At 61.1% G+C, this 17,488-nt stretch carries 6 protein-coding genes; 1 reads left to right on the plus strand and 5 read right to left on the minus strand.

What is annotated here, in order from left to right; all coding sequences use genetic code 11:
- Window positions 1-452: 452 nt before the first annotated feature.
- The 3 genes from EN874_RS07040 to EN874_RS07050 all read right to left on the minus strand — a co-directional run bounded on the left by EN874_RS07040 (window position 453) and on the right by EN874_RS07050 (window position 11,438).
- On the minus strand, window positions 453-2,273 hold the full coding sequence (locus tag EN874_RS07040; RefSeq protein ID WP_127426060.1) for a hypothetical protein: 1,821 nt from the start codon (window positions 2,271-2,273) through the stop codon (window positions 453-455).
- A gap of 35 nt (window positions 2,274-2,308) precedes the next feature.
- Window positions 2,309-7,903, minus strand: a complete 5,595-nt coding sequence (locus EN874_RS07045) for an AAA family ATPase (protein ID WP_168247397.1) — start codon at window positions 7,901-7,903, stop codon at window positions 2,309-2,311.
- Between the two features lie 1,000 nt (window positions 7,904-8,903).
- Complete coding sequence (locus EN874_RS07050; RefSeq protein WP_127426058.1) at window positions 8,904-11,438, minus strand: hypothetical protein; 2,535 nt, start codon at window positions 11,436-11,438, stop codon at window positions 8,904-8,906.
- Between the two features lie 510 nt (window positions 11,439-11,948).
- On the opposite strand from EN874_RS07050, the gene EN874_RS07055 reads away from it, so the two are divergent.
- Window positions 11,949-16,010 (plus strand): hypothetical protein, encoded by a 4,062-nt coding sequence (locus EN874_RS07055; protein ID WP_127426057.1) that lies wholly within the window; start codon window positions 11,949-11,951, stop codon window positions 16,008-16,010.
- Between the two features lie 329 nt (window positions 16,011-16,339).
- On the opposite strand, the gene EN874_RS07060 is transcribed toward EN874_RS07055, so the two are convergent.
- Together EN874_RS07060 and EN874_RS07065 are read right to left on the minus strand one after the other, a co-directional pair.
- A complete protein-coding gene (locus tag EN874_RS07060) occupies window positions 16,340-16,684 on the minus strand; it encodes a hypothetical protein (protein ID WP_245513519.1) in 345 nt (114 codons plus the stop codon).
- Window positions 16,685-17,150: 466 nt separating this feature from the next.
- Window positions 17,151-17,477 carry a hypothetical protein gene (locus EN874_RS07065; RefSeq protein WP_127426055.1) on the minus strand — a complete coding sequence of 109 codons (327 nt, stop codon included), beginning with the start codon at window positions 17,475-17,477 and terminating at the stop codon, window positions 17,151-17,153.
- Window positions 17,478-17,488: the final 11 nt, after the last annotated feature.

Below are 17,488 nucleotides of genomic sequence, written 5' to 3' on the forward strand. Positions count from 1 at the left end.
CCTCGCTGCCCACATGGATGCTCGGTCTGTAAGGGTCTATATCAAGGATACGCTCCTCAAAGGCTTCAGCCGCCAACAGCTTAACCTGCATGAAGGCCAAGTATTGCGCGTTCTACAGCGACTCCACCAAGACGTAGCGGAAAGGTTCATAAAGCCTCATGGCTTTCGTTTCACCGACGGCGCCTTTGTGGCGTGGGGGCGAGCGGACGACTGGAAATCGCTACTAGGTGCTTTGTTCGAACGATCTTACGGAACCCGCGACACAGAACTAACAGCATTTCTATTTCGAGCAGCGCCGAGGTACGTTCGCCCGTCTACCCGGGCACTCGTCGAGGCAGCCGCGCACCGCCTTGGAGTGACTAGGTGTATTTGGTTCGACTGACGAGCATAGGGCTCGGCGGCCGCGAGAGGCGGGCGTTGATCGTAGCCCTGGTACGGTAGTCGGGGGTCAATCAGCCCATCAGCAAGGTGCCGAGAGCCTCGCAACTAGGTGTACCGCGTATCCCAGGGATGTCCTCTTCGCTCTCGTAGCCCTCCATGGCGATCCAATCGTGAAGCCAACTTCCACAGACCTGTTGCAGGAGGTCGGCATCCCTGGAAGCAAACGCGACGACTGTGTGCGCCGCAGGGTTCCGCACCGCGTCGATGAGCTTACCGTGGAGCGGACGGATTTGTTCCGCATCGACAAGCGCGGATGCCCCCTTAGTGCGTTGCCGGGCGAGCATGGCGGGCACGATGGTCAAGAGAGCTGACAGTGTCATCTTCTGTCCTGCTGACGGGAACACGAAAGCTGTCTGGCCACTGAAATATCCGTCGAAGTCCGCTTCGACCAACTCCACGGGCGAGTTGGCGAAATCGATCGAGCAGAAGCCCGCAGCGATGGTTTGTAGGATAGTCTCCGGGACGTTGACGAGGGCGTTCACTCTCCCGGCGGGTTCTGACAAAGCCAGGGCCGATCGGGTTGCGCCTACGATCATGAACAACAATGCGGTGCGCAGCTCCGGATCCGCAGCTCGCCTGGCCAGCACGTCGGCTCGCAGCCTCGGAAAGCCGACGACTCTCTTGATGCATTCTGCCCATCTCCCGATCTGGTCAAGCCAGTCTCTGAAGGGCTGAAGACGCTCGGGATCGAGCCGGCCCAATTGCTTGAGGCCCTGATCGACCGCCGGCCAGTCGATGCCGAAGAGGCCTCGGTTCGTTTCCGGATGAAGCGCCGATCGCAAGCTGATGAGCTCGCGGAAGGCGGTCAAGCGAGGGTTGGGATCGGTTAATGTCGCAGCAAGCATGCCTGCCCGTCGGACATCGCCCTCCTCCAGCGCGGTCAGGCAATCCCCATAGGCGCTCCATTGGGGAAGAGTTCCCTGCAGAATTCGACGCGCCAGTATCTGGGTGGAGCAGATGAGCTCGTTGCTCTCGTTGCGCTTGCACAAAAAATTGTGGAGCGGGTTCTGGAGCAGGAAGGCTTCTTGCGCCGGCCTAATCTTGCCGAGTGCCAGAGACACAAAAAGCTCCTGACGCTGTGCTGCGGGGATCGCTATGAAACGGTCCAGGAACCGATCAACGGCAGGCCCTGCGCGATGCAAGCATTGCGCGACTAGCTGACCCTCGCCGCTGTCGGCCACGTCCAGCAGAGCTTCATAAACCGCGTCTGGGCCTCCCGCCTTGCTGTACAGGCGGTTCGCCGCAGGCGGCGCGATCCCACGTTCCTGGGCTGCGGACACGAAGTCCTCACGGGACAGCAAGCTCATCACAGCTTGGTCGTGATTGTCGCCGTATACGGAGTTCAGAAACGGCTGCTGCGCGTCTAGTTCCCGACGGATCGCGTCGTAGCCGATCGCTGACAGGGCGAGCGTGGTCAACTTCCGCTCATGCTCGAGCGATCGCATGCCCGACAAGACCGAAGTCATGCCGCCATCGCGTATGGTCGCGAAGGCGTGGAACCGCTCGATGACCAGAATGGGGTAGGAACCAGCATCGAGCGCCGCCTCGACTACGTTTTGAAGCACGTCGCTCGGGTAGTCGATTGGATCGACGTCGACCGTGACCTGCGCCTGTTGCCTGATCCGCTGCGCGACAGTCGCGGTGAATTGGGCGCTCGACAACATTGCGTCGGAAGTCACTCGAACACAGATCGGCCTGTGGTTGGCGAACTGAGCAGGCATAGTGAAATGGTTTTGTGCCCACTCGGCAACCATGCGCGCCGTCTGCGGTTCTTTGCAACCGGACGGCACCAACAGCAGCATGGATCGACCGGGCACGGCGCCCCAGACCATGCGAGCCCTCGAAGCAAACCAGCCGCAGTCCCGCCTCATCCCGCCACCTGCTGCTGCCGCAAATTGAATTCCTGCCAGTTTCGCGGCGCCCGGAAACCCTCCGCGAAGAGTGGGATCTCGAAGCGGACCGCAGACGGCGAATCCATGCGCAGCACTTTGAGATCGACCAACGATCGTAGGCGCTGCTTCCAAGAGAGATTGCCGTCCAGCGAAAGAAGTGCCTGGTCGATCACGAACGGTATCGCGGCTTCGGGTGCCGTTAGCGAGCTCGCTTGCGCCACGCGATAAAGGAGCATCCATAGCAAGTCGCGCTCACGCGGTGCCTCGAGACCGAGCATGTTGTCGATCGGCTCGAGGATCTCGTACGGCTTGAACGGCAGCTCGGCGTTCCCCCGGACCAACGTCGCGACCGCGCCACGTATATCGAGTCGCATCGCCGGTCCCGTGCGGACCTGGAAGGAAGTGGTCGCGCCGACCTGCCAGAGGAACTGTGGCATGCCGGAACACAGCTCTCTCGCATACTCTACTGCGGTACGATCGAACTGGATGTAGGGCATAACACCGATGGGCGCTACGATTTTGGAGGCGGCTTCGAAGTCTTTGAAGCCTTCAAGCGCGATCGCCTGGCTGCTTCCGAAGAAGGCGTTCTTGTACTCGCGAGCGAAGACGTTGATGTGATTGCTTCCCGACAGCAGGATCCCGACGAGTCCCGTTGTCTGTGATACCTCGCGGAGGCTTTGCAGAAGCTGCTCGAGCTCTAGGCGCTTGCGGCCACCGACCTGATAGGCTGCAACGAGCGCTTCGGCTTCGTCCATCAGCAGAAGTAGGCGGACCTCGCCCAAGTCTGCCCACTCACGGACGCGGTCGCTCAAGGCAATCAGGGAATCCGACAGGCTTTGCTCATCGTAGCAATCCTGGATTGTCCTGCGGGCCCGCTTCCAGTCGTTGCCGAAGAACTCTCGGATGCGCGCGGAAAGAGCGTAATTCTGGTCGGTCGGGGTCAGGTTCTGACGTACCAGAGCGTGCGAGATCGCTTTGAATACGGTGGCCGCGACTGACTGGTCAGGACTTGCCAGCTCGACACGTCGTTCGGCGAGCGAAACATAAAAAGTGATAGCACTCTGCGCGCCAGGCTGCGCGTGCTGCCGGTGGAACTTGTACAGGAGCGAGGTCTTGCCGATCCGGCGCATGCCGGTGAGAAGCACGGGACTCGGCCGGCGCGCGGAGACGAGTACCTGCCTTAGACGCTCAAGCTCATCGATCCGGCCAACGAACGCATCATCGACGGCCGGCGTATTGCTGACGCCGGGATAAAGGTCGAGCAGCGTATCGGTATCGAGCATGCGCCCCGTCTGCCGGCTGCGATCGAGCGCACGGACGCTGCAGACCACGTCCTCGTGGATGAGGTCTCCGGTCAATGTTCGGGCGGCGAAGCGTAAGCGGACACCTTCTCGCCGGCCTGTTTGCTTTGCTTCGAACCACGACGGACCGAAGCGCAGCGGGAGTGTGAAGTCAGCGGCAAAGTAAATCGGACTTGCAGACAGTTCCCGACGGCGGGAAAGATCGGCGAAGGTCACATCGTCATCCGCGAAGAGGTGCACCTCGAGCAGTGCGGGCACCAATCCCTCGGGGGTGACCACGACCGGAAGATCGATCGAGCCGGTGCCCCGCCCTCGCTCGCGCAGCCGCAGATTGTCGTCTAGGCCGACGCGGAGCGCCGGCTTCACGGGCCGCGCCGCTGTCGGCAGGTTGCGTAGAAAAGCTCGGAACGGTCCCGGCTTAGCGACTGAGGCGATCTGATCGGCCAGCGCCTCCGCGACAGGGAGCAGATCCGGGCGATTGGACGCCACGGCCCTGAGATCAAACAGCTGCGCTAGCCGCGCCTCGATCGGATTGTCGTGGCGGTGCGCGAGTCTGAGCACGGCCTCTTGGGCGCCATGCTCATGGAGGAATACGAGAAGCGGGGTTCGGAACGCTTGCGGTTCCCGGATGCTTGTTGCTGCATCCCACACCCGTTCCGCGACGATGGGGCCATTGGCACCCGTTACCAGGCCATCGAGGACCCGACTTGTCCTCGATGGCAGCTCGCTTGCGATCATGCGACCGAATGGAGAGGTCGGTAGCTCACTCCAAGCCCCCCCCTGGGCGGGTGCGCGTGTCATGTCGCTGCCGCTGTCGGCGGCGACGGCGCCTGTGAGCAGCCGGTAGGCAAGTTCGGCCCAGCGGGACTCGCCGACGCCCGTCTCTTCTTCAGTCATGCTGGATAACCAAGCCGCGGCCGCAGGTAGCGCATCGGCGACTTCGGCGGCAGGGCGCGCGCTGAGGTCCCCGAGTGCGGTGAACGCCCTGGCGCGCGAGATTAGCTGTTCGGCAGCGTTGGTGCTAGCGGAGGCGGCAGCCGCACGGCATAACTCGGCGGCCTCGTTCCAGTCATCCCTCCTGATCGCTTCGCGCGCGCCATCTGGCAACGCCACCCCCGCTGAAGCATCGGTAAAGCTCAATTGGGAGGGGGCGCGACCGTCTGCATCGCCCCGGTCATCTGCCGGGGCTGCGGAATAAGGCGCGAATTCGAGCTGGTCGGATTCACGGCCCCTGGCCAGTGGTGAGACGACAACCTCGCCGATGTTCTCCACCTGATCGAGGCACGATCCAGCGCGATCCGAGCTAAGAATGCAATCGGCGACCTGGAGCAGTCGCTCGAGGCCCGTCTCTATCGCATCGGCATCGTCGATTTGGCTGAGTGAATTTGCGCGCTCGACGACGAATTCGAGGAACCATCGGGTCAGGGTTGCCAGCGCGGTGCGCTCTGCCACGACGAGCATGTGTGCGGACTTCGCCCAGCTCCCGAGTTTCACGGCCGAGTCCTGAACGAGGTCGGCGAAGTTGGACGCGACCTCCTTCGGAAGCCACCGATCCGCCTCTTCCATGCCCACTCGGAAGGCAGTCAGATCCGGCTCCAGCTCGGTGAGGCAGGTCTCGCTGCCTGCGAATGCCGCGTCGACCACCACGAGGTGACGTCGTTCATGTGCGCGAGCGGCGAAGGTGTCGTCCCACAGCGACTGGAGGTCGGCCGTCGGGAGGCGCCATCCGCCAACGCTCACCCCGGCGAGTTCAAGGAGCCTGAGCAGACGCTCCTGTTGGAGTGATCCGCCCTCGTTTTGGGGCTTCGCGGCAGCTTCCTCCAAAGCCAACTCGATTAGATCGAGATGATCGGCAGCTCCATCAAGGTCGAGCCGAGCCAGACAGGCATCGACTGCCGCGCCCTCCTCGGAGAGGAAGGTGCTGCCCGCCCCTTCTTGCATATTCAACTGTGTCCGACGAGCCTGAAGCGCTTGGACCATCGGTGCAACTGCTTCCCGCACCAAGGCCGACGCCTCCGCGTCCCCGGACCGTTCAGATACGTCGAGCGCCGCTTCGAACTCTCGCTTCGCGATTAGCTCCTCGACGATGTCTCGCGGACCGGCCGGCCGACCAACAGACCGCCATTTGACCACGCTCGCCGCCACATCCATCGCAGAAGGTCGTTGGCGGCCATACCGCTCAGGCAGATCGAGGTGGTCCGCCAACCAGCCGTCATCAGAGCTCGACCACGTCCGTATGCTTAACGGCTCAGCTGAGCCCAACAACGTCGCATGCCGATGCTGCAAACCATCGCCCGCGAGCATGTGCGCCAGCTGCCCCTCAAGCCACTCAACGCTACCTAAAGAGCCGCCGCCACGCAGCTGTTGTCTGGCGCTCTGGAGCGCGTCACGCACCGCGCGTGACCGTAGATCGAGCCGACGGTCGAGCTCTGACACGAAATCCGCGACAAGCAGTGCCGCCTGATCGAGGTATTTCTCCAACTGTTCAACGTGACGTGGCTCAAGTCGGTCGATCGGGCGGTCAGCATGGAACTGGGTCAGCACTTCGGCGACTGTTGCCTCTCGCGACGCGAGTGTAGCAGCCAGCTTTCTGGCCTTTAGTGCCTCTGGCCGTCCATCGATCAGGATTGGTAGCAGCAAGGACTCGCGCACCAGCTCGCGAAGACGCCGAAAATTACCCTTCAACCCAGCAGGAGCTTCGATGAACGAGGACAAGGCGGCTTCGGCGCCGTGGCCGTCGTGGCCCGGATCTTGAATCAACAGCAACAGCTCCTGTCCACTCCCCACAGTGTCGAGCGCGGCCGTGACCAACTCGGTAATCTTGCTCACTGTCCTGCCTACCAGTTCAGGATCGCTGAGCCCCGCGCCCGGATCGGAGATCTGTGCGAGAGGGCCGAAAATGAGCGCGTCTCGCAGCCGCTCCGCCGCGACCAGACGACGAATATCGGGACGCTCATCGAAAGCCGATGTGCTCGGATCGACGAATCGAAGAAGGGATCGACGACGCCCGGTCTCGTGCTGCGACAGGATGATGTTCAAGAGGCCTTCGGGCACCCTTGCCATTGCAGCATCGATGGCGGCCCGCATGAGGAGCGCTCCACCAACAATCCACGTGTCATCAGTCATATCAGTGACGATAATCTCGAGCTCTTCGGCACCGGAGTCGTGGAGAAAGGCGGCCAGGTCAGCGGTGGACCGGCTTCGCGCCCAGTCCTTCACTTGAACCAAAAATCGTGAGCGAGCTTCTCGTTCGGCGGCTTCGGACGCGGCCAAGTCGAGAAGGTGATCGAGATCCCGGCGACCTGCCGGCAGGGATGCCCCTTCGCGCCACTTGGCGAGGCAAGAGGCGGAAGGTTTCAGTTCCTCGAACGCGAGCACCAGTCCTTCGTGGGTGCGCAGCTGCGCGGCGATGTCCTGTTCTGCATCAACCCCGAGGTTCAGCGCAAGCTCCACCCCGACCACTCCTTCAATCGCCGCGCGGAGCGAGCATAGTTTGTCTTGGGCAGCGGATCTCGTCTCAACGAGAGCACTTCGGTCCGCTCGCGCAGCATCGACCGCATCAACGATATTCGCCCACTCCTCATCGGGAGCCGCAATCAATACCGTCGGATCAAACCCGAGCATCTCGGAGGCGTGCAATGAGGACCGCATGCTACGACTGGCTACCGCGTCAAGTTCGACCGCTTGCCGTTGCAGGTCACTCGACGGTGCGATTGTTGGTATCACGGGCTCGCCGGGAAGCTCGAGGCGAGGTCGGCTCGGATGATTGATTGGGAGCTCGGACGGCGCCTCGGCCGGTTGCGGAGCGGCTTGCTGCCTTGGACCTTGACCCTCCTCTCCGTTCCTTTGGCCCAGGCCTAGTTCGGCAAGCTCATTGCAGCCCAGTTCGAGCGCCGTCTCGAGCAGATCGAGTCCCTCCGCTGCGGGCAAGAGAGAGGCGAATAGCGTGATTGCCCTCGCAAGTTTGGGCCCGGCCACTGGGAATGGGCCGGCCTGCCGGGCCTGCCTTAGAATATCCGCTGTGAGGAAGCCACCCTCGCTGATCTCGGGTCGCTTCACGCTGATGCCCATGCACCAATCCACAAGCTCAGTAAGGCTGGGGTCTAGCATGTAGCCGGACCAAATAAGCTGGGCGAAGTTGACCTGCACTCTTCTCGTCCGGACCTGCGTGGCACCGCGACCGAATCTTTTGTTATCCTTCTCGGAGACGAACACAATCTCGGCCGTTCGCGATCGAGCAGCCGCGCAGTTGCCGAGCGTTGCTGCCATGGCCCGGTCTCGCGCGAGCGGATCGCCTGTCATCGTGCTTCGCCAACTCTGCGGGGCGGTGCGCTTGAGGTGGCTCTTCAGCCCGTGCCGGATTGTCGCGGCCGAACAGTCGAACCGGAGAGGCATAAACTCGAACAACGTCTGGCGCAGGTGCTCCGGCGGGAAGAGCACGGGAGGCAACTCAGCATCGCGCCGGATGGGCCAATAGGTCACAGCGGTTCAGCTCGGGTTTGGGGGTGCGCGCTAATGGTTGGTGGAGGCGGCTGCCGAACGGCTCCGCCGCGCATCTGGTAGACTAAACCACTTAGCGACATGAAGTAATTGCGTCGTCAATCCATTCTGCTTTGACGTGAGGGACGTCGTTTTGAGGGCGAACGCTGCCCGCTCCCGATTGCTTCATGCTTGCACCAATTCGCGAGATAAGGCCTTGAGCTCTACCTTGGACAGACAGTAATTGCAAGAAAGTGGAGACGGAGCAAAAGACGAAATCTTTTGCCTTGGGAAGAGCTCACTCGATTGCCCTAAGACCGAAGCACCTCCACCTGGCCATCTGCGGATTTGCCGGAACCGACCGCTGCTCGCGTTCATGGCATTCATTCTGAACAGAGTTGGAGTGCCTGATTTGTTTCAAACTTGGCCGAGCCTAGCGGTTCAGGAAAATCGCTCGGCTATGTGACGCCGAAACGTTTGCTTCCAGGGCTCTTGTTCCGAGCACTAATGGTCGAGTCTTGATAGCTCTTGTTCCAAGCACGGATTCAGGACCTAAGTCCTACCTTATGAACCAAGATCGATCCTGCCCCGACAATCGCCCTGCCAGCCGCCGCTCAAACCCCCGCCCCGCAGTGGCGTTCCACCAGTGGGGGGTGGCTCGCCTGGTGGCGCCGATCCAGCACGGGGTGGTGGCCCGTAGTCACTCGCCGGACACCCACTTGCGTTCCACACAACGTCGCGTCACTGGCCGCCGATACATCCCGGGCCCGACCAGGCCGACGCCCGAAGTTTACGGCGCTGCGGCCTGCATGTCCGGGCGAACCATATTCTTCAGCGCTTGCAATCTGACTTCGACCATCGGATCCGCTACGTTCTGATTGGCGATCTTGTAGGCTTCCACGAAAGCATCAACTTTCGCTCCGGCCGAAGCCATGATCCAGTCGTTGTAGTAGTCTCGGAGCAACTTGTCCTTTCGGAGCCCAGCCGGTATGCCGGTTTGCTTTAGAAACGAGACGAGCTCGTCACACTCGTGTCCCTCGCTCGCCTGCCCCCCTGGAAGTTGAGCAAGCGCCTCCGCCCAGTTGTCGTTCTCCCCATCCACGGCGCGCCCGAATAGCGCTAGCCGCATCACATAGAGCCTGGCGGACGCGAGATTGACGCAAGCCTGAGCAAGTTGAACATCGCGGGGCGGCGGCGCGATCCACGCCGGCAGGCGATCGAGCTCCATCGCCGGTGCGTTACTCATTTCGGCAACCTTGAGCGTCCCTCCGAATTGTTCGTTGGCAGATCGTAATTTCGCCTTTATTTCGTCGGCGGAATTATCGACTGGCGGCTCGTAAGTTGTGAGACCGAACTGAAGCGGCTCATCGTTCAAGATCCAATCAGTCTCAGCAAGATTGATGTAATACGCGATAACTGCTGGTGCATTCCCGCCGGAAATATCGATCTGCGGAATCTTTCTCATCTGGTAGCGCTTCCAAACGATCGGTGTTCCCTTTTGCGGACCCTCGATCATATAGATACCAGTCCCACGGCGCATCGAGATCGTGATGTGGTTGGGATCGTCCGGGAACCCCGCCTCGACAGTTCTGTAGTCGTCTTCCTTCGTAATGCCCAGATCTCGATCCAGGGCTTGGGAATAAAGAAACGCGCTGAGACTGTTCGAGACCTCGGCCAGCCGCAAGCGATAGATCGCGACCGCAATGTCTACGCCTTCCGTTCGTAGCGCGCGCTCGGAAGCGAGAATGCTTTCGCCGCTACCGATCAGACCGGCAATCTGACCCTGAGAGGCATTGATGAGCGCCTCGGATTTTATCGGATCCCTTACCAACTTGGGTGCAAGATCGAACAGCAGGAGGTAAGCATCTATCGTATTGGCCCAGATGAAAGGCGACGCGGTTTTCTTGGTCAGCACCGCCGACCCTGCGCCTGGGTTGCCCAAGCCATCGACCAGCGAGCTTCGCAAGTACCCCAGCTGGTTCTGCAAATCGATTCCGTCGAGCAGATTTGCGGATACCTCGGGCGCTAATGCAACATCGAAGAAAGCCTCCCCGTTCAGCGAGGCATCGACTGCGCCAAAGATACCGAACGATGCAAATTCTCCCTGGCAGTCCCGGAGTGCATCGAAGCTAATGACCTGATCAGCATATTTCTCGGCGCAAATTGCATACGCCTTCTTGACGGGGTGGCTCAGCAGCGCTGCCAAAGCCTCTTCTGTGATCTTATGGTCATGCTTCACTCTGTCGTCTAGCTTGCCAAGAAGACTGCCGAGCGTCGCCAGTTCCACATCCAATCGGTCGAACCGACTGTTCATGTTGTTGTAGATCAGCTGCATGCCGGCTTCGACCCGATCGAACCGGTTGTTCATGGTCTCAGCAAGGTTCTGGATGTCGTTGTGCAGGCTTTCGAAGCCCTGTTTGATCATCGAGGCCGTGGGATCCTCACCGAACGCACTGAACATGGAAATCATCGAGAGCGCCGCATTGGTGGCACTGAGGCCGGAAAGCAGCTTTTGTCCGATTTTTTCCGTGTTTCTGATGTCAATAATGTTCTGCGCGATCGACGACAATCCCTTGGTGGCGACGCTGACCTTGTAGGCGGCCTCGGGATTCTTAGCGAAGACGATCTTACCGAGCATGTCAGTGAATTGAGCGCCCGCCTCGATTTTGGCCTTCTGCTCGCGGATCTTGTCGGCCTTGTCCGCAGCGTCTTGCTGCGTCTTCAGGATATTGATGAGTTCCGTGTTCGACGCGGCGATGGAGTTCATTTGAGACTTCAACGCGCCGATCGGACCCTCCGGATCCTCGATATCGACTTTGACTCCCTTCAGCAGGTTCACGATCTGAATGACCTGATCGCGCATATTCTGATCTCGAGCCTCGAGCTTGAGCTCCTCGATCTTCGCATCTTTTTTGGTCAAAGCATCGACGATCTTCCGGTGCCAGCGCTCGTTGCAGCCGACGATCGGCTCGATCTCGAAGTCTCCGACGATTGCGGCCAGTGGATCCTTCATGTGATCCCGGATCTGAAGCAGTGGTGCCAAACCGTTCTCACTCATACACTTGATGTGATCGGGATCCTGATCACGAAGGACGTAGAGTCCCCCATCTTTGGTTGCAACGCCGTGAGGGAAGAGATCTCCGATAAGTGCAGCGTTTTTTTTGTCCAGTTGAAAGCCGGGAATACCGCCATAATACGGATTGAGCTTGTCCTTATCCTTGGCGCTCTTGATATGAACGAAGAGATCCTCTGCCTGCGCCCATCCGTCAGTGCTGAACGTCAAAGCCATAGTAGCAATGCCTACAGCAATTAACCCCGTTTTCATGACACCTCCCCCGGGAACGAAGCCGCAACTGCAGCTTGCATAACCTGATCTTTCGGCAACGAGCGGTCAAGAGCGTGGTCGAACTCGGTCGTTCGGGGTGATTTGGGTTTTGGAAGCGAGAACGGCCAGCCGCGAGGAGGTGCCGAACCTAAACGAGGGTGTCGGTCATGCGCGACTGATAGAGGCCCCACAACCACCCCTACCGCCCGCCACTGAGAAACCCCGCCGGGCGGGTCCTGGGGACGATTGTAGATTGTTACTGCATTATGATCGGCACAGGTCGGATCGAAGCACTATACGCCCGCCGGGAGCGTATTCTTGGACCGTTAGCGGAAGAACTGGTTCTAGGATATGATCCACGCTTGACTGCCGGCCTGGGGTACCATGGAAGAGAGAGTGCGCCGAACTCGTGGTGCCAAAAGTAGTTCGCGTTCAGCTAGTCGGAACCGAGTGGCCGCCGCCCCTCCGGGGGAACAGCGCATCCCATCCGCACGCACCGGAAGACCGCAAGTGCATATCGACCACGTTGCGGTTGTGGGTGAGTTTCTCACCGAGGTCGACAACATCGATGTCATCGTCGAGCTCGTCCAGAACGAACTCGATGCGGGCGCGACCCGAACAGAGATCGACATCGGCGACGATGCACTGATCTGCTTTGGGAACGGATCGGCGATGGAGCCCGAGGGATGGGAGCGTCTCCGCTTTGTGCTCGGCGCCGGCGCCCTAGTCGACGCAAAGATCGACGGCATTGGCTCGAAGAACCACGGCATTCGCGCTGGATTTCTCTTGGGCGACAACATAACGGTTCAGTCCGACCGCCATCGCATCGACCTCACGGCCAAAGGCCAACCTGAGGAGCCGGAGAGGTTCTATCCCGCCGCGTGGCCGAAGGAACTTGATCTCCAAGCGCCCAGGAGAGGTGTTAGGGTCACTATCCCGTACCGCACGCGGCCGGCCAAGATGGTAATCGGCAACCCGCTTACCGCCCCCACCGCGATTACGCTCGACAAGCTGTTCGAGGACGCCACCAGCATGGCGCCGGACCGCTTCCTCTGCGCGTCGGCGCCGGGACGCCCCTGGCGGTACGAACTCGTGCTGCGCCGACGAGGTCGGCAGGCCAGGATGACGTTCCGATCGACAGCTCCAGACAGGTCAGGGATCAGCTTGAGAACCTGCCACCTCTCCTCAAATGCCCGCGCAGGCAGACTCGTCGCCCGCATGGCATGCAGCACCTTCGATTTCACAACGGACGAAAGCGACGACGCGAAGGTGCCGAGGCTCTATCGACGCGGCAGCAAGATCGTTTGCGAACTATGCTGGCCGACCGACGCATCGGGACGGCCACAGCAGGGCGCAGGCACCTACCGTTACCCGATCGCACTCCCGAAGGATCAGGCCGGAAATGGTCTGGGTTTCGATGTCTCTGGACCAATTGTTGCCGGAAAGGCTCGACACTCTCTCGGCGAAGATCGACGGAACGTCGACCTAATTAAGGCCGCGCGCGCCGCATTCGTCGATCTGATGTTGAGGCATCTCGTCCCTACCCATGGCCCGGCCGCGCTCGCACTTCTCGAGAACGTCGAGAGCCCCAGGCCCGCAGACGTTAAGGCCATGGTCGACGCGCTGGTTGATGCCGGCGCGCTGCCTATCTGGTCGGCTGCCCCCCAATCCGGCCGGCGCCAACTCTATGAGACTTCGACGGCCGGACTCCCGCCGCAGCTCCCGATGCCGCGCTACGGAGGAGGTATGCTGGATGAGGGGCTCGCGAAGCTCGCTCCAGCCAAAATCGCGCTCCTTCATCCCGAGTCACCTATCTCGGTGGTGCTTGCGATGCGCGATATCGACGAGGTCAGGATTTTTGACGAGGTCACTGCCGCCCGGTCCGTGTTCGTCGACGAGGCGCCCGGAGCCGGCGAGAAGCAGGATGGCTGGCTCGAGAAATGCGAGCGGTCGCTGCATCTTCTCGAGCTGTCGCGCCTAAGCGGCAAGCTTGAGCCGAAGGAGACTTCAGAACTCAAGGCGTCCGGCAGGTTGCCGACTGCAGACGGCAGTGCGAAGCCATGGAGTTTGATGGAACGCGCAGCCGTTCCGCCACCGAAAATCCCCGGCGTTGAGAACCCTCGGCTGCTTCACCCGCGACTGGCGAAGTCCGCGATATTGAGGGACGGTGCGGGTATTATTTTACGCTTCAAGTTAGACGATTATCTCGCGCGGCTTGATTTCAACCGCGCAGGGGCGATCGCGCGCACGGCATTCTTCCAGTGGCTTCGGCGCAACCACTCTTCTCTGTCGCCGCGCTCACTGGGTAAGATTGCTGAATACCCGGTCTGGCCTGACGAACAGGGCGTGGGACGGTCGCTGGAAAGCTTCTGCTGGCCGAAGCAGCAATATCTGCGTGAGGCGCTCTCCATCGCGTTACCGATGCCGGCCCAACAGGTCGTGTCGTTTCCCGGACTGCGGCGCGCGTCGAACGCTGCGCTGCGCCTCAGGTCAACGCCAGGGTTCGAGGAATTAGCCTCATGGCACAAGACCGCGATGGACCGAGTGCGCGCAGCCACAGACGCGAACGCGGCGGCGGCCGAGATTGCCCACGCCGAGAAGATTCTCGACCGGGTGCGCGAGGATGGAATTGGCCCGAAGAACTTCGCCCGTGGCCATTTGAGTGTCAGTCTGTCGGGAGAGATTCGGCCCATCGTCCAGCTTCACGCTGACACGGCTGCCGTACGGTCGTGCCATCTCGCGGCCGAGGATCTTTTGCCGGCCGCACGCCGAGTTTTGCACTTGGCGCTGGGCGCGAACGCCACGCCGCTGCCGGAGGCGCTGATCAAGGTGCTTCGCGCCGACCCGCAGCGTTCGAGGCTGGCGGCGCGCCTCGACGCCTACAAGAGTACCGAGCGACCTTTATCCGAACTGTCCGACGAACCCATCATCGACCTCGATGGAAAGCTCCTGACTCCGTCGTCTCTCGCCTTCGAGGCCTCGACTGACATGTGGGGCGAATGGAAGCGCAAAATCCCGATCGGGGAACTAGCCCCCCAGGAGGCCAAGCTGCTCGAGGAATCGGGGGTGCTCAAGGGAGTGAAGGAGGAGTACTCGAGAGGTTTTTTTGAATGGCTGGCCGCCGTCCAGCCTGCAGTACTCAGCCGCCACAGGACGCAGATTGTTCGTCATTGGCTCGATCGTCGTGCCGGCCCTTCGCGGTGGAGTGCGCTTCACCCGACCACACCTTGCGTGATGGCCTATAGTTCTGACAATTCGCCCTCGCTTCACTCGCATCGGGAGGCGACCGCAACGAAGGCACAAATCTACCTGCCCGATATGCGTGCCATCCAATCGGCGGTGCTCGCGGACAATCCACGCATGAAACTCGCCGTCGTCGACGCGCGGGGCGTCGACGGCTCCGCGATCCAGGAGATCCGCGATCGCGGTGTGAAGTCCGTCGCGAACAAGATCGGCGCACCAACAGGGCTTTCGATCGTGGGTCAATCCCGATCCGACGAGCGGCTGGACGCAGAGCTTCGTCTTTTGCGGTCTAGTGACGTCCGACGGTTCCTCAAATCCATGCTGCCGCGGTTCGACGTGCCCAGCGAGGCCCTCGGACGACAATTTCGGAGATTTCTCGACGGAATTGCGGGGGTGCGGGCCGCCGACGGCCTCGAGGCGGTCTACACCGTCAACCGGCGGCACTACCGAGCGCCGGCAACAGCGGGCTATCTCGCGGAGAGGCGGACCTTTTACGTGGCCGCAAACAGCGGACTCACGATGCCATTCTACGAGGCCGCCGCCAAGGAGATCTTCGATGCGAACAGCCCGCCGGCGTACACATATGGCCTCTACCGGGCTGTGCATGAAATAACCGCGCCTGGCTTCGCGCAAACGCACTTCGAAGATCTCGACATCAAGGAGGAGGATCTCAAGCAGAGTCAGCATGACAAGACTGCCTCGACCGAGAAGGAGACCGGCGGTAGCGCGGAGAAGGGACACGGCCTCCCTGCCGACGTAAACCCATTCCTGCCCAAGCCGACCAAGATCGAGAAGCTGAGCGGGCGGACCTACACAGGGCCTACCCGGAAAAAGAAGAGCAAGGGATCCGCCTCGACCGACGCGCTACGCCACAGCATCGAGGAAGACGCACAACTCAACGACCTCAAGTTCAAGCACTATGCCGCGCACTGCCAGGCGTGCATCGGCGCTTACGACGTCCTCGACGCGGCTCCGCCCCAATCGTACGTGCACTCCCCACATTACCGAAAGTCGATCATCCACGCGCACCACGTGAGGCTGCTGGCCAATCTGGGCAAGCTTTCTACGAAAGATACCGCAGGGTTCGGCGCGCCGAACGTTCTCATTCTCTGCCGCTTCCATCATGCTCAACTCGGCGACCTTCTGAGCCGGGAGATGGTTCGGGCTTCGCTTCGAACCGCAGTGCGTGCGATCCGCAACTTCCCGGACGGCAAGGGTGGGACCGAGGTCCGAAAGGGTCTTCTGGTGAGAATCGAAGTCGCCGCTGACCCCTACGAGATACACTTATACTTCACTAGGGAGCATGGCCAGGTCTGGCTGGAAGACTGATCCGTCGCCTCGGCGAACGTTCGCCCCGGGGGTGTTGCTGGTTCGGCCTCGCGGTAAACCACATGCACGACGACATCGCGGTCAGCATCGGAAAGATTGCAGGCCGATCCATCCCAAAATGTTAACGGTGGCGATCATCGCTCCAAGCTGTTTGGCTGTCAGTCAACCTGTAGCCACACTAAAGGCGTTCGAAAACCTGAACGCCCGCGGGAAACAGGGGCCCCACATTGCCACCCCATCCCAGCTTTTGGGAAACCGCCCCCGGGGGCGGGGTGCCTAGACCCCAATGCCCAAGCGTTTTTTGTGGAGATGCGCTGGTCGAGCGGCGATTAGCTTTGCATCATCGAGCGCAGGATGGCCTGCATGTGCCCATGCAGATCGAGTTCGCCGCGAGCCTCAACAGCGAGCAGATATTTTGCCTTGATCCGGCAGTCATCTCGGCTGATCGCCGGATAGGAGCAGACGGCCAGCAGCGCCTCCTGCTCGACCCCGTCGGCCCGTTCGCGCTCAACGCTATTGCTACCCACTCGATGAACAACGCGATCGAATGCGTCATAGGCCGCCTTGTGCTCCGCGATCAGTTCCTGCAGCCTCGGTGAGGTCCTTACGCCAGCGGACACGGGGTCGGCGGCGACCGCGGCGCCAGTCAGCGCGAGAAGAGTACGGCGGGTCATCGCGGGCACTGGAGGTCCTCCTGCTACGGATCCTGCCGGAGCACGATAGCACCACGGTGGCGGAGCGCAGAGACAGTCGGACGCTGTCTGCTGACAATGCGGTCAGTGGACCATGCGAGCGACAAAAAGCTAGAACGCCACCCCAACCGGCTCTCGCCCCCCGGGGAGAGGAGTGCCTAAACGTCAATGCCCAAGCGTTCTTCGATTTTGTCGAGGCACCGGTGGAGAAGTTCCAGCATATTAATAATGCCCAGCAAGGCAGCGCCGCCGCACATAGCAGATCTGCCATATCTGCGTTGACATCACTTTCCTTGCCCGGTCAATGCCGGCGGCCTGCCAACACGATCCTTGCACGTCCCCAGCATCTGGGAGGCCATGTAGCCGCCAGCTTCAGGCTCTGCGATGTGCCGGGACGTGACCGCTCGGATAACGCCGTCTTTCCCCGGGGCGAACACCGTCGTCATGTTCATGCTACCCGCCGGCGTCCACTCGAAGAACACACACTGCCATAGCCGCCCCGCTGAGCAGCCACCTCTGCCGCACCCTGATTGCCAACCAGCTGCGCCCGCCTGCCGACCAGATCGATGGCCGCGAACGTTAGCTCGAACTCATCCTCGGTAACCTTTAGCGCGTTGTCCTCGCCCGCCATCCATGGCAATTCACTGTGCGAAGAGAACGCGGTGTGCGTGAACGTGCACCCCAGATAGGCCGGGGTCCACTCAGCCTCCTGAGCCGCCGCCAAGCCCGCCGACAGCACCACCAGCGCCACGCCCAGGCCCGCGGAACGCTTCATGGTCGCTCTCC

Source organism: Mesorhizobium sp. M1D.F.Ca.ET.231.01.1.1, from assembly GCF_003999155.2.
Taxonomy (GTDB): Bacteria; Pseudomonadota; Alphaproteobacteria; order Rhizobiales; family Rhizobiaceae; genus Mesorhizobium.

Excerpts from the sequence above, each read along its gene's own strand:
- EN874_RS07040 (WP_127426060.1), bottom strand. The coding sequence starts at position 2,273 with ATGGTCTGGGGCGCCGTGCCCGGTCGATCCATGCTGCTGTTGGTGCCG.
- EN874_RS07045 (WP_168247397.1), bottom strand. The coding sequence starts at position 7,903 with ATGGCAGCAACGCTCGGCAACTGCGCGGCTGCTCGATCGCGAACGGCC.
- EN874_RS07050 (WP_127426058.1), bottom strand. The coding sequence starts at position 11,438 with ATGAAAACGGGGTTAATTGCTGTAGGCATTGCTACTATGGCTTTGACG.
- EN874_RS07060 (WP_245513519.1), bottom strand. The coding sequence starts at position 16,684 with ATGACCCGCCGTACTCTTCTCGCGCTGACTGGCGCCGCGGTCGCCGCC.
- EN874_RS07065 (WP_127426055.1), bottom strand. The coding sequence starts at position 17,477 with ATGAAGCGTTCCGCGGGCCTGGGCGTGGCGCTGGTGGTGCTGTCGGCG.